Genomic DNA, 13456 nt, shown 5'->3' on the forward strand with positions numbered 1-13456 from the left:
TTCCCAGGCGACGTTTCCCGGGGCGAGGTTCAGGCCCGCTCCTTCAGCGCCTGCTCGATCGTCCGCATCACCTCGTCCAGCGGCGCGTCCGTCCTGGCCACCGTCACCAGCACCTCGCCCTGCGCGGCCACGGACGCCGGCGCCGTACGCGGCGCGGTCTCACGGCCCGCACCGATCCCCGACCCGAACGTCCTGCGCACGATCGCGAAGGCATGGTCGAGCTGCGTCTCCACATCGCCCTGCCCGCCCGCGCGCAGCCAGCGCCGCAGGACGTGGTTGTGCGCCGTGACCACGGCCGACGCCGCGACCTCCGCCAGCAGCGGGTCGTCGTTGGCGTCGTCGTCGTGGGCGTGCTCGTCGAAGTGGCCGAGGAGATAGCGGGTGAACAGGCGCTCGTAGCGGGCCACCGACGCGATCTCCGCCTCGCGCAGGGTGGGCACCTCGCGCGTGAGCTTGTAGCGGGCGACCGAGATCTCCGGCCGCGCCGCGTACATCCGCATGACCTCCTTGATGCCACGGCACACCGTGTCGAGCGGGTGCTCGTGGGCGGGGGCGGCGTTGAGGACCGCCTCGGCGCGGATCAGCGTGTCGTCGTGGTCCGGGAAGATCGCCTCTTCCTTGGAACGGAAGTGGCGGAAGAACGTACGGCGCGCGACCCCGGCCGCGGCCGCGATCTCGTCGACGGTGGTCGCCTCGTACCCCTTGGTCGCGAACAGCTCCATCGCCGCGGCCGCCAGCTCGCGGCGCATCTTGAGCCGCTGGGCGGCCGCGCGACTGCCTGCGGCACTTTCCGGCGCGTCGGGCGTGGCTGGTGTACGTGAGGACTTGGCGGGCTGGGACATGACCCGAACGTACTGCATGTGCGCAGCTTGATGCGCATGTACAGGGTTTCCCCCGCCTGCGGAGGGCGGGGGAGTGCCGGGGTCGGCGGGTGCGGTCGGGCCGCGCCGGACGGCCGGAGGAGGGCCGCCGGGGTCCAGCAGCCCGCCCCACTCCTGACCGTCTGTGAACCAGTCGCCGGGACGCCCCTTAGGGCCGGGCATATTCGCGGAAGCCGCGGCCCGTCTTGCGGCCGAGGCAGCCCGCGGCCACCAGGTGCTCCAGGAGCGGCGCCGGAGCCAGGCCCGGGTCGCGGAACTCGCGGTGCAGGACCTTCTCGATCGCGAGGGACACGTCCAGCCCGACGACGTCCAGGAGCTCGAACGGGCCCATCGGGTAGCCGCCGCCCAGCTTCATCGCCGCGTCGATGTCGTCCAGCGTCGCGTAGTGCTCCTGCACCATCTTGATCGCGTTGTTCAGGTACGGGAACAGCAGCGCGTTCACGATGAATCCGGCCCGGTCACCGCAGTCCACGGCATGCTTCTTGATCCTGCCGCAGACCTCGCGGACCGTCGCGTGGACGTCGTCACCGGTCAGCACCGTGCGGACGACCTCGACCAGCTTCATCGCCGGCGCCGGGTTGAAGAAGTGCATGCCGATCACGTCCTGCGGACGCGAGGTGGCGCGGGCACAGGCGACGACGGGCAGCGAGGAGGTGGTGGTGGCCAGCACCGCGCCCGGCTTGCAGACCTTGTCCAGCGTCGCGAACAGCTGCTGCTTGATCTCCAGGTCCTCGGCGACGGCCTCGACGGCCAGATCCACGTCGGCGAACGCGTCGTAGGTACCCGCCGCGGCGATCCGGTCCAGGGTCTGCGCGGCGGCCTCGGCGGTCATCCGGCCCTTGTCGACGGAGCGGGCGAGCGACTTGCCGATACGGGCCTTCGCGACCTGCGCCTTCTCCTCGCTGCGGGCCGCCAGCACGACCTCGTACCCGGCCTTGGCGAAGACCTCCGCGATGCCGGACGCCATGGTGCCGGAGCCCGCGACACCGACGGAGCGGACCGTCCGGCCGGGAGCCGTGTCGGCGCCCGCCAGCGGCGTCAGCGCGTCCCGCACGACGGCGTCGCTGCCGGGACCCTCGTACGTGTAGAAGCCGCGGCCCGACTTACGGCCCGTCAGGCCCGCCTCGCTGAGCTGCTTGAGGATCGGCGCGGGGGCGTGCAGCCGATCGCGGGACTCGGCGTACATGGCCTCCAGGACCCGGCGCGCGGTGTCGATGCCGATCAGGTCGAGCAGCGCCAGCGGGCCCATGGGCAGTCCGCAGCCCAGCCGCATCGCGGCGTCGATGTCCTCACGGGAGGCGTACTTCGCCTCGTACATCGCGGCCGCCTGGTTGAGGTAGCCGAACAGCAGCCCGTCGGCGACGAAACCGGGCCGGTCGCCGACCGCGACGGGCTCCTTGCCGAGGTCCAGGGCGAGGTTGGTGACCGCGGAGACGGCCGTGGGCGCGGTCAGCACCGAGGAGACGACCTCGACCAGCCGCATCGCCGGCGCCGGGTTGAAGAAGTGCAGACCGAGCACCCGCTCGGGGCGGGACGAGTCGGCGGCAAGGCGGGTCACCGACAGGGCGTTGGTGCCGGTCGCGAGGATCGTCTCGGGGCGCACGATCCCGTCCAGCTCACGGAAGATCTGCTGCTTGACCTCGTACGACTCCGGAGCCACCTCGATGACCAGGTCCGCGTCGGCCGCGGCCCGCAGGTCGGTGAAGGTGCGGACGCGGGCGAGGGCGTCCGCGCGCTCGTCCTCGGTGAGCTTGCCGCGTGCGACGGCACGGGCGGTCGAGGACTCCAGGGCGGCGACGGCCTTGGCGGTCGCGGCCTCGCTGATGTCGATGCCGATGACCTCGCGACCGGCCTTGGCCAGGACCTCGGCGATGCCGGTGCCCATGGTGCCGAGGCCGACGACGGCAACGGTCTTGAGCGGGGACTGAGGGGTGTCGGACAGGGGAGTGGCCATCGCGGGACTCCAGGAATGAGGGTGACGACTGGGAGCGCGCCCGGGTGCGCCGGAGCCCGGCCAACTGAGGCCGAACCGTGAGCGCACCGGGTGCGGAATGGAGTGAGTGCGGGTGTTTTGCCGGGCTACTGGCGCACACGCCCGGTGCCGTCGCCGAGGGCGCGCACACGCCCAGGGGAACGGCGGATCCGACCGGCCCTGTCCCGGGACCGAGTCGTACTGAGGTACACGTAGTACCGAACCGACCAGCACTCGCGGCGGCTGCGTCACCAGGCCGCTGCAAGCAGAAATGCGAGTGGGTGACTCGCTCGTATGAGCTTAACCGGTGGGTAACGAGCGCGCCAGCCCCCGTGTTTGTGATGTAGGTCCCGCGCGGCGGGCCGCTTGCATACGCTCGGCTTCATGGACGAAGAGTTGCGATCACTCACGGAGCGCTTACGGCAGGAGTCCGGAGCGTCGGCCGCGTACGACCGCCTGGTGGCGACCGAGGACCTCGACGAACTGGCCGGCGTGCTCACCGCGCCCGGACAGCCGTTGTGGGCACGGGAGTTGGCCGCGTTCCGGCTGGGCCTCGCCCGGGACCCGCGGGCCTTCGAGTCGCTCGTCCTGTTGCTGAACCACCGCGACCCGGAGCGCTGTGTCTGCGCCGCCCACGCCCTCGCCCGCCTCGGCGACCCGCGCACGGCCCGCGCCGCCGCCGCCCTCGCCACCAACGAACTCCGCGTCGCCTACGCCCTGCATCCCGTCCGGCTCCTGGTCGAACTGCGCGCCCCCGAGGCCGTGCCCGCCCTGATCACCACCCTGGAACGACGCCTGCGCCCGCACGACCCCTACCGCCGCGTGGCCCTCGCCTGCGTGGAGGGCCTCGGCGCGCTGGGCGACACCCGGGCCAGACAGGTGCTGAACGAGGCCCTGGCCCACCCGACCCTGGCGGAGGCGGCGGTACGCGCGCTGGCACGGATCCCGCATCAGCGCTGAGCCACCCACGGTGCGTCGCTCAACGGGGCGCCGCCAGCTCCCGCGCATACCGCACCTCCGGCACCGCCACCCCGTCCGCCTCGAAGGGCTCCTCGGCGCCGTCCGCCCGGAAGCCCGCCCGCTCGTAGAAGCGGCGGGCCCGGGTGTTGTCCTTCAGCACCCACAGGAGCATCCGCGTGTGTCCGGCGGCCGTGCACAGCCGCACCGACTCCTGGAGCAGGGCGCGGCCCACGCCCGTGCCGTACCGACCCGGGTCGACATAGATGGCGTACAACTCGGCGTCCTCGGTGCGCACTTCGCCGTCGCGATACGGCCCGTGGCAGGCCCAGCCCGCGATCTCCCCGTGCCGCTCGGCGACCAGGTCGACCACAGTGCCGTCGGCCTGCGCGAAGTATCCGCGGCGGCGTTCGGCGTCCTGTGTCACGTCCAGGGCGTCCAGGTACGACTGCGGTATCAGGCCCCGGTAGGCGCTGCGCCAGCCGCCGATCCGGATCGCGGCGACGCGGTCGCAGTCGGCCGGGGCCATGGGGCGGATCCGTATGCCGTCGTCGTCCATGAGGGGACCCTAGATGCCGCCCGCCCGCGGAGGCGCTCCATCAACCCGGGAGCACCGCGAACGCCTCCACCTCCATCAGGAACTCCGGACGTACCAGTCCGGCGACCTGCACCGCCGAAGCGGCCGGCAACCGGTCGTCGGGTATGTGCTCGGCGCGGGCCGCACGGATGGCGGGCATATGGGCCATGTCCGTGACGAAGTAGGTGAGTTTGACGACGTCGTCGAAACCCGCCCCGGCCGCGGCGAGGCAGCGCCGCAGGTTCTCGAAGACCTGGCGGGCCTGTGCCGCCGGGTCGCCCTCGCCGACGATCCGGCCGTCCTCGTCCAGGGCGAGCTGGCCGGAGACGGCGACGAAACGGCCCGTACCGAGCACGACATGCGAGTACTGCGCGGCGGGGGCGACCCCGTCCGGGGCGGGAATCCTGGTCAGCTCACTCATGCGTCCATCCTGGACCACGGGTCTGACAACGCCCCGGGCGGACCTCCGTCGCTCAGTGCCGGAACCCGAGCAGCCCGTGCAGTTCGGCGCCGCGCGATGCCGACGCCGCGGCCTTGGCGCGCAGCGGCTTCGGGTCGGGCCGCGCCTTGCACACCGCGTCGACCGTGCCCTTGCCGCGCGGCACCGTGCCGTCGGTCAGATAGGCCGCGAGGTGCTTGTCCAGGCAGGTGTTCCCGCCCAGCGTGATGCCGTGGTTGCCGCCGCCCCGCTCGACCACGAGGCTGGAACGGGCCAGCCGCTCGTGGACCGTGACGGCGCCCTGGTACGGGGTGGCGGCGTCGCCGGTCGCCTGGAACAGCAGCATCGGCGGCAGCTTCTTGTTGGCGATGTCCACCGCGCGCAGCGAGCTCGTGGGCCAGAACGCGCACGGCGCGTTGTACCAGGCGTTGTTCCAGGTCATGAACGGCGCCTTCGCGTGGACGGCCCGGTTGTCGGCCCGCCACCGCTGCCAGTCACGCGGCCAGGACGCGTCCCGGCACTGCACCGCGGCGTAGACGCTGTAGCTGTTGTCGGTGGAGGCGCCGGACGCGCCGAATTTCTTGTACGCATCGACCAGCGGGTCGGCGTTCCTGTCGTTCACATACGCCGCGAACGCCTTGGCGAGGTAGGGCCAGTAGCCGTTGTAGTAGCCGCCCGGGAGGAAGGTGTCCTCCAGCTCGGTGGCGCCCACCTTGTCACCGGCCGGCTTCTTGGCCAGCGCCGCCCGCATGGCGTACCACTTGGCCTCGACCCGCGCCGGGTCGGTGCCGAGCCGGTACCTCGCGTGGTGCTTGGCGACCCAGGCCAGGAAGGCGCGGTGGCGGTCGTCGAAGGCGACGTCCTGCGCGAGGTTGTCGTCGTACCAGACACCGGTCGGGTCGACGACCGAGTCCAGGGCCGCCCGGCGCACCCGCTCCGGGAAGAGCTTGGCGTAGACCGCGCCGAGGTAGGTGCCGTACGAGTAGCCGAAGTAATTGATCTGCTTCGCGCCCAGTGCCGTACGGATCCGGTCCATGTCCCGCACGGCGCTGACGGTGTCGATGTACGGCAGCACGTCGCCGTACTTCTTGGCGCAGGCCCGCGCGAAGGACTGGGCGCGCCGGAGGTTGGCACGCTCTGTTCGCGGGGTGCTCGGCACGGTGTCGGCGCGTACCGGGGCGAAGTGGCCCGGCTTGCAGTCGAGGGCGGGCCTGCTCCTGCCGACCCCGCGCGGGTCGAAGCCGATGACGTCGTACTGGGCCGCGACCGCGTTGGGCAGGGCGGAGGCGACGAAGGCGGCGAGGGCGAGCCCGCTGCCTCCGGGGCCGCCGGGGTTGACGAGCAGGGGGCCCTGGTACGTCTTCGCCGTGTGCGGGACGCGGGACAGCGCGAGGGTGATCCGCCGCCCGTGCGGAGCGGCGTGATCGAGCGGTACCTCGAGGGACGCGCACTGGAGCGTCGGGTATTTCTCGGTGCCGCACTTCTTCCAGGTCAGCGGCGTGGCGTGCGCCTGGGCGGGGACGGCCGTCACGGCCGCGGCCAGGAGGACGGCGGCGCCGCACAGCACGGCTGCGCGTTTTCCCATGGGGTCCTCCCGGGGCGGAGGGTCGCGGACCGCGGGTGTCACGGTCCTGGCCGCATCGTCCCGGCGAGGGCGCCCGAAAGAACTCGTTCTGGCGAGACTTGACCCGATTGGGTCGAGGGATGCCCTCCAATGCTCTCGGATGAGCTGCTCTCAGATGAGCGAGAGTTGGGTCGGCTCGGTGATCGCGGGCTCGGCCGGCTCGGGCTCGTGGATCCGCCGGGGCATCCCCGGCCGGGCGGGCCCGATGCCGTACTCCTGCGCCAGGTCGTGCACCTGACGGGTGATCCGGCGCTGGTACCACTTCGGCGCGTAGGCGCCGTCCGCGTACAGCCGCTCGTAGCGGCGCACCAGATACGGGTGCTCCCGGGCCAGCCAGGCCATGAACCACTCGCGCGCCCCGGGCCGCAGATGCAGCACCAGGGGCGTGACGGAGGTGGCCCCGGAGGCGGCGATCGCCCGCACGGTGGCCCGCAGTTGGGCCGGGTGGTCGCTCAGGAACGGAATCACCGGCGCCATCAGCACCCCGCATCCGAGCCCGTGCTCGGTCAGGGTCCGTACGACGTCCAGGCGCCGCTCCGGGGCGGGTGTGCCCGGCTCCACGGTGCGCCACAGCTCGGGGTCGGTGAAGCCGACCGAGACGCAGACGCCGACGTCCGTCACCTGCGCGGACTGCTTCAGCAGCTCCAGGTCGCGCAGGATCAGGGTGCCCTTGGTGAGGATCGAGTAGGGGTTGGCGTGGTCGCGCAGGGCGGCGAGGATCCCCGGCATCAGGCGGTAGCGGCCCTCCGCGCGCTGGTAGCAGTCGACGTTGGTGCCCATCGCTATGTGATCGCCCTGCCAGCGGCGCGAGCCGAGCTGGCGGCGCAGCAGCTCGGGCGCGTTCACCTTGACCACGATCTGGGAGTCGAAGCCGAGGCCCGTGTCCAGGTCCAGATAGCTGTGGGTCTTGCGGGCGAAGCAGTACACGCACGCGTGCGAGCAGCCCCGATAGGGGTTGACCGTCCACTCGAAGGGCATGCGCGAGGCGCCCGGCACCCGGTTGAGGATCGAGCGGGCCCGGATCTCATGGAACGTGATCCCGGCGAATTCGGGCGTGTCGAAGGTACGGGTGACCACCGCGTCCGCGCCGAACAGCGCGGAGTCGGCACGGCTGTGGTCGGACTCCAGGGTGAGGTTCTCCCAGCGCATGAGGCCTCCTCGGTAGCACTGCCCACAGAATAGAACACATGTTCCCTTGATCGTGCGACCTATACCCGGGCTTCGTTTTCGATCACTGTGCGACCGCTTCGGGGACGGGTTCGGGACCCCGATTTGGGCGGTCCGGGAGCGGGGTGGTTGGCTTGCTCCAACCCCCGAGAATTCTGGTCCTGGAGGAAGTCAATGGCGCAGGTCGAGGCCACTACTGAGCGGGTCGTCGCGGCGGACGCGGAGAAGGTGTTCGACGCCCTCGCCGACTACACCGGCACCCGGCAGAATCTGCTGACGGAGCACTTCAGCGAGTACGAGGTGCGCGAGGGCGGCGACGGCGAGGGCACCCTCGTCCACTGGAAGCTCCAGGCCACCAGCAAGCGCGTGCGCGACTGCCTCCTGGAGGTCAGCGAGCCCACCGACGGCGAGCTCGTCGAGAAGGACCGCAACTCCTCCATGGTCACCACCTGGCGGGTCACCCCGGCCGGCGAGGGCAAGTCCCGGGTCGTCGTCACCACCACCTGGCAGGGCGCCGGCGGCATCGGCGGCTTCTTCGAGAAGACTTTCGCGCCCAAGGGCCTCGGCCGGATCTACGACGCGCAGCTCGCCAGGCTCGCCACCGAGGTCGAGGGTTAAGTCCCGGGTGCCTGGGGGCCCTTGGCCTCCTCACCGGATCGAGTGGATCTCCGCCGTGTCCGGGGCAGTGCCGTAACTCGCCGTGCTTGCTCGTAGTTGTCGCCTAATGCGGGAAATGTGAGCAGGTACGGCGAGGGGAGCGGTACGTGGGCGGCACGACCTTGGTGCAGGACGAAATCGTCACCGCACCTCCTCCACAGGCCCCGCCCCGAGGCGTCGAGCCCCAACTGAGCCCGCGCCGGGTGCGGTTGGTCTTCATCGGGCTGATGCTCGCGCTGCTGCTGGCCGCGCTGGAGCAGATGATCGTCGCCACTGCGCTGCCGAAGATCGTCGGCGAGCTGCACGGCCTGGACAGGATGTCCTGGGCGATCACCGCCTACCTGCTCACCGCGACCATCGGCCTGCCGGTCTACGGCAAGCTCGGCGACCTCCTCGGCCGCAAGGGCGTCTTCCAGTTCGCGATCGTCGTCTTCATCGTCGGCTCCGCGCTCGCCGGCCGGGCCGAGACCATGGACCAGCTGATCGCCTACCGCGCCGTGCAGGGCGTCGGCGCGGGCGGGCTCATGATCGGCGTCCAGGCGATCATCGCGGACATCGTGCCGCCCCGCGACCGAGGCCGCTTCATGGGCCTGATCGGCGCCGCGTTCGGCCTCGCCTCCGTCGCCGGGCCCCTGCTGGGCGGCTACTTCACCGACCACCTCACCTGGCGCTGGTGCTTCTACATCAACGTCCCCTTCGGCCTGCTCACCCTCGCCGTCGTCGCCGTCGTGCTCAAGCTGCCGAAGCCCGAGGCCAAGGCACGGCTCGACATCCTCGGCGCCCTGTTGCTCGCCGCCGCCTCCACCTGCCTGGTCCTGCTGACCAGCTGGGGCGGCACCGAGTACGCCTGGAACTCACGCGTCATCCTCGGCCTCGGCGCGGGCGCCGCCGTCGCCACCGTCCTCTTCCTCGTCGCCGAGCACTTCGCCGCCGAACCCCTCATCCCGCTGCGGCTGTTCAGGGACTCCGTCTTCAACATCACCGGCCTGGTGGGCCTCGTGATCGGCGTCGCCCTGTTCGGCACCGCCAGCTATCTGCCGACCTTCCTGCAGATGGTCGACGGCGCGACCGCCACCGAGTCGGGCCTGCTGATGCTGCCGATGATGGGCGGCATCGTCGGCGCCTCGATCGTCTGCGGCCAACTCATCAGCCACACCGGGCACTACCGGATCTACCCCGTGCTCGGCAGCGCCCTGTCGGTCCTCGGCATGTGGCTGCTGTCCCGCCTGGAGATCGACACACCCCGGCTGCACTACAGCATCTGGATGGCCGTGCTCGGCGCCGGCATCGGCATGGTGATGCCCGTCCTCATCCTCGCCGTGCAGAACTCCGTGCGCCCGGCCGACCTCGGCACCGCCACCAGCGCCAACAACTACTTCCGGCAGATCGGCGGCAGTGTCGGCGCGGCGATCTTCGGCACCCTGTTCGCCGACCGGCTCGCCGACGCCCTGGCCGAACGACTCCCCGCACACGCGGGCGCCGGCCTTCCCGACCCGGAGTCCATCACCCCGCAGCTCGTCCACGCCCTGCCCCCGGCGCTGCGCGACGCCTACATCCAGGCCTACGCCGACGCCATGCCGAGGATCTTCCTCTACCTCGTGCCGGTGCTCGTGCTCGGTCTGCTCATCGCCTGTTTCCTCAAGGAGATCCCCCTCGTGAACAGCGCAGCGTCCCACGACGCCCCCGCCCCCGAGGCGGCACCCGCCCCGGCGAACTCCCCGATCCCACAGGCCCGTTCGGCGTACGCCGCGTCGATCCCCGTGTGCGGCGGCGTGCAGCACCCCGACGGGACCGTCGTACCGCACGCGGCGCTCACGCTCATCGATGTCGCCGGGCAGCAGGTCGGACGCGGCGCGAGCGGTCAGGACGGGCGGTACGCGCTGGTGGCGCCGGGCGCCGGGGCCTACGTCATGATCGCCGCGGCCGGCGGCCACCAGCCGCAGGCCGTCACCGTGACCGTCGGCGAGCGCCCCGTCGAAGTGGACATCGTCCTGGGCGGCGCCGGACGTCTCGCCGGGACCGTGATCACCCCGGACGGCACCACCGTGGACGCCACCGTCACCCTCACCAACGTCCAGGGCGAGGTCGTCGCCACCACCCGCTCCGGGCGCGAGGGCGGCTACGTCATCACCGAGCTGGTCGCCGGCGAGTACACCCTCGCCGCGAGCGCTCCCGCCTTCCGCCCGGCCGCCGTCCCCGTCACCGTCAAGGCGGCCCGCGAGACCCGCCAGGACATCGAACTCGCCGGCGGCGCCCTGCTGAGCGGCACCGTGCGGGCGGGCGGCGGAAGGCCCGTCGAGGACGCGCGCGTGACGCTCCTGGACGCGGCCGGCAATGTCGTGGACACCCTCACCACGGGCCCCGACGGCACGTTCCGGTTCGTCGACCTGGCCACGGGCGAGTACACCGTCATCGCCGCGGGTTACCCGCCGGTCGCCACCGTGCTCCAGGTGGCCGGAGGAGGCCGAACGGAACGTGATCTTCAGCTCGGACACGAGGACTGAGTCATGAGCCCCCGCACCCGGCCTGTCCTGCGCGGACGCGGCACGGGCGGACACCTCGCCACCCCGTGTCCCCGTGGTGATCCCGGCGCACCAATTCCCGTATTGCGGCACACCGTCGAGCGCCGGAGCCGTACGGTGGTGGGGGCGCGCAGATCTTGCGGAGCCTTGGGGAGAGAGGGCCTGGGCCATGGACCGTGGCACCGAGAGGGACGGCGCGGTGACGGAACACGCCGCGTCCGGACGCATCCCACTGGCCGTGGTCGTGGTGGACCGCGAAGGCCTGGTCTCCCACTGGAGCTCCGGCGCACGCCGTCTGTTCGGCGCCGCCAAGGAGGAGGCACTCGGCCGCCCCGCCGTCGATCTGCTGCCGGTCTCCGGCGCCCTGCCGGATGACGACGACCCTTCCCCGTACGGCGCCTACGGGGCGTACGACGGTCTCGGCCACGATCTCGAAACCTCCCTCGACGGGCGCCTGTACTACCCGGCCGCGGGCCGCGCCCGCCTCACCGTGCCCGAGAGGGACCGTGTCGACGTGCTGTGGTGGGCCTACCCGCTGGTGGGCCCCGGACCGGAGCGGCTGCTCGTGCTCGGCGCCGACGTCGGCCGGCTCCGGCAGGACGACCCGGACGACGACCCCGGCTTCGAGCGCGTCGCGCCCGCCTTCGCCCTGCACACCGACTTCCCCGGCGCCGAGGAACTCGCGCACAAGCTCCCCGAGATCCTCCCCAGCATGAGCGTCGAGGAGAGCGCCCGCATCGTCGGGCAGATCCTCGAACTGGGCTACCCCGTGCTGGAGTTCAGCCAGAACGACCGCGTGCCCGTCACCCCCGACTGGGGCGTGCCCCGGCGTGTCGAGCGCAGGGCCCGCCGCGAGCGCGCCGCCCGGGCCGCCGCCCACGGCTTACCCCTCCCACAGGAGTACTCCGACGAGGGCGAGGACCTCGAATACGTCGCCGTCCGTGAACGCCTGGAGTTCCTGAACGAGGTCAGCGGCTGCATCGGCACCTCCCTCGATCTGTCACGGACCATCATCGAGGTCAGCAGAGCCGTCGTGCCCCGCTTCACCGACGTCGCCGGCACCTATCTGCGCGAACAGGTCGTCGCCGGCGAGGGATTCCCCGACGGCGCGCCGGACACGACCACCATGTGGCACCGGGTCGCCGTCGAGCACACCGACGAACCGGGCCGCTGGGACGACGTCGTGCCGGTCGGCGAGGCCATGCCCTTTCCGGCGCACACCCCGTTCTTCCAGTGCATGACCAGCGGTGAACCCGTGCTCGTGCCGCGGATCAGCGAGGAGATGGGCCACGCCATCGCCTCGCAGTTCGAGAAGCGGGACATCCGGCCGCTCATCACCGGCCGTTCCATGCTGGTCGTGCCGCTGAAGGCGCGCACCGTCGTGCTGGGCTTCATGATCCTGCTGCGCCACCCCGAGCGCGTCGAGTTCAACGACATGGACCGCGTCACCGGCGCCGAACTCGCCGCCCGCGCGGGCCTCGTGCTCGACAACGCGCGCATGTACACCTACCAGGAGAGCGTCGCCGAGACCCTCCAGGACAGCATGCTGCCGCACATCCCGCCGAGCATGGCGGGCTGCGACATCGCCACCCGCTACCTCCCCGGCACGCTGCTCGGCCGCGTCGGCGGCGACTGGTTCGACTCCGTCAAACTGCCCGGCGCCCGCACCGCCCTCGTCGTCGGCGACGTCATGGGCCACGGCCTCAACTCCGCCGCCATGATGGGCCAGTTGCGTACGGCCGTGCAGACCATGGCCGCCCTGGACCTGCCGCCCGCCCAGCTCCTGCGCAATCTCGACGACCTCGCCCAGCGCCTCGGCGACACCTACCTCGCGACCTGCCTGTACGCCGTCTACGACCCCATCGCGGGCGAACTGCACATCGCCAACGCCGGTCACATCCCGCCCGTCCTGGTCCGCGCCGACGACGGGCGCAGTGAGCTGCTCGACCTGCCCACGGGTGCCCCGATCGGCGTCGGCGGGGTGCCCTTCGAAGCGGTACGCGTGCGCGTGGAGCCCGGCGACCGGTTGGTGATGTGCACCGACGGCCTGGTCGAGGTGCGGGGCGAAGACATCGGTGTCGGGCTCGCGACCCTGTGCGAGTCCGCCGCCCACCCGGCCGCGTCCATGGACGACGCCTGCGACACCATCATCCGCGCCCTCAACACCCGCGGCGGCCGCAAGGACGACGTGGCCCTGCTGCTGGCCCGCCTGAACGGCATCGGTGCCGAGGACGTCGCCGCATGGCGCATCGCCCTGGACCCGGTGGAGGTCGGCCGGGCCCGCGCCGTCGTCCGCGAGCAGCTGCACGACTGGGGCCTGTCCCGCCTCGCGTCCACCGCCGAGCAGCTCGTCAGCGAGCTGGTCACCAATGCCGTACGGCACTCCCACGGCCGCCCCGTCGAACTGCGTCTCGTGCGCGGCGACACGCTGCTGTGCGAGGTGGACGACGACGATCACGAGCTGCCGACCCTGCTCCACGCCGGCTCCGCCGACGACCACGGGCGGGGGCTTCGGGTGGTGAGCACCCTCGCGCGCGAGTGGGGCGCGAGCCGGACGAACGCCGGCAAGACCGTCTGGTTCGAACTCACGATCCCGCGCCGCTGACCGCCCGCGCCGGGCGGGCGTACGACGGCGTACCGGTATCGAATGCCGGGTGAAG

At 71.8% G+C, this 13456-nt stretch carries 10 protein-coding genes; 4 read left to right on the top strand and 6 right to left on the bottom strand.

What is annotated here, in order from left to right; translation table 11 throughout:
- Nucleotides 1–29: 29 nt before the first annotated feature.
- Together OG254_RS40115 and OG254_RS40120 are read right to left on the bottom strand one after the other, a co-directional pair.
- Nucleotides 30–842, bottom strand: a complete 813-nt coding sequence (locus OG254_RS40115; protein ID WP_187284470.1) for a TetR family transcriptional regulator — start codon at nt 840–842, stop codon at nt 30–32.
- Nucleotides 843–1029: 187 nt separating this feature from the next.
- Nucleotides 1030–2835, bottom strand: coding sequence for a 3-hydroxyacyl-CoA dehydrogenase family protein (locus tag OG254_RS40120; RefSeq protein ID WP_405592179.1), 1806 nt, complete (start codon nt 2833–2835; stop codon nt 1030–1032).
- A 402-nt stretch (nt 2836–3237) separates the two neighbouring features.
- On the opposite strand from OG254_RS40120, the gene OG254_RS40125 reads away from it, so the two are divergent.
- Nucleotides 3238–3813 (top strand): adenylosuccinate lyase, encoded by a 576-nt coding sequence (locus OG254_RS40125; RefSeq protein ID WP_405592181.1) that lies wholly within the window; start codon nt 3238–3240, stop codon nt 3811–3813.
- Between the two features lie 19 nt (nt 3814–3832).
- Here the strand turns inward: OG254_RS40125 and OG254_RS40130 are convergent, their stop codons facing one another.
- The 4 genes from OG254_RS40130 to OG254_RS40145 all read right to left on the bottom strand — a co-directional run bounded on the left by OG254_RS40130 (nt 3833) and on the right by OG254_RS40145 (nt 7599).
- Entirely contained in the window at nt 3833–4369 is a 537-nt protein-coding gene (locus OG254_RS40130) for a GNAT family N-acetyltransferase (RefSeq protein WP_405592183.1), read from the bottom strand.
- A gap of 40 nt (nt 4370–4409) precedes the next feature.
- A complete protein-coding gene (locus OG254_RS40135) occupies nt 4410–4808 on the bottom strand; it encodes a RidA family protein (RefSeq protein ID WP_405592185.1) in 399 nt (132 codons plus the stop codon).
- 52 nt (nt 4809–4860) lie between these two features.
- Nucleotides 4861–6411, bottom strand: a complete 1551-nt coding sequence (locus tag OG254_RS40140) for an alpha/beta hydrolase (protein WP_405592187.1) — start codon at nt 6409–6411, stop codon at nt 4861–4863.
- Between the two features lie 150 nt (nt 6412–6561).
- Entirely contained in the window at nt 6562–7599 is a 1038-nt protein-coding gene (locus tag OG254_RS40145) for an Rv2578c family radical SAM protein (RefSeq protein ID WP_405592189.1), read from the bottom strand.
- Nucleotides 7600–7791: 192 nt separating this feature from the next.
- On the opposite strand from OG254_RS40145, the gene OG254_RS40150 reads away from it, so the two are divergent.
- The 3 genes from OG254_RS40150 to OG254_RS40160 all read left to right on the top strand — a co-directional run bounded on the left by OG254_RS40150 (nt 7792) and on the right by OG254_RS40160 (nt 13401).
- Nucleotides 7792–8235, top strand: coding sequence for an SRPBCC family protein (locus OG254_RS40150; protein WP_351193924.1), 444 nt, complete (start codon nt 7792–7794; stop codon nt 8233–8235).
- Nucleotides 8236–8381: 146 nt separating this feature from the next.
- The gene (locus OG254_RS40155; RefSeq protein ID WP_405592191.1) at nt 8382–10778 is read left to right on the top strand and encodes an MFS transporter; all 2397 of its coding nucleotides are present in this window, start codon (nt 8382–8384) and stop codon (nt 10776–10778) included.
- A gap of 187 nt (nt 10779–10965) precedes the next feature.
- Nucleotides 10966–13401, top strand: coding sequence for a SpoIIE family protein phosphatase (locus OG254_RS40160; RefSeq protein WP_405592193.1), 2436 nt, complete (start codon nt 10966–10968; stop codon nt 13399–13401).
- The last annotated feature ends 55 nt before the right edge of the window (nt 13402–13456 follow it).

The organism is Streptomyces sp. NBC_01092 (assembly GCF_045039535.1).
In the GTDB taxonomy this organism is placed as follows: Bacteria; Actinomycetota; Actinomycetes; order Streptomycetales; family Streptomycetaceae; genus Streptomyces.

Coding starts and splice junctions, on each gene's coding strand:
- OG254_RS40115 (WP_187284470.1), bottom strand. CDS start 842: ATGTCCCAGCCCGCCAAGTCCTCACGTACACCAGCCACGCCCGACGCG.
- OG254_RS40120 (WP_405592179.1), bottom strand. CDS start 2,835: ATGGCCACTCCCCTGTCCGACACCCCTCAGTCCCCGCTCAAGACCGTT.
- OG254_RS40150 (WP_351193924.1), top strand. CDS start 7,792: ATGGCGCAGGTCGAGGCCACTACTGAGCGGGTCGTCGCGGCGGACGCG.
- OG254_RS40135 (WP_405592185.1), bottom strand. CDS start 4,808: ATGAGTGAGCTGACCAGGATTCCCGCCCCGGACGGGGTCGCCCCCGCC.
- OG254_RS40140 (WP_405592187.1), bottom strand. CDS start 6,411: ATGGGAAAACGCGCAGCCGTGCTGTGCGGCGCCGCCGTCCTCCTGGCC.
- OG254_RS40130 (WP_405592183.1), bottom strand. CDS start 4,369: ATGGACGACGACGGCATACGGATCCGCCCCATGGCCCCGGCCGACTGC.
- OG254_RS40160 (WP_405592193.1), top strand. CDS start 10,966: ATGGACCGTGGCACCGAGAGGGACGGCGCGGTGACGGAACACGCCGCG.
- OG254_RS40125 (WP_405592181.1), top strand. CDS start 3,238: ATGGACGAAGAGTTGCGATCACTCACGGAGCGCTTACGGCAGGAGTCC.
- OG254_RS40145 (WP_405592189.1), bottom strand. CDS start 7,599: ATGCGCTGGGAGAACCTCACCCTGGAGTCCGACCACAGCCGTGCCGAC.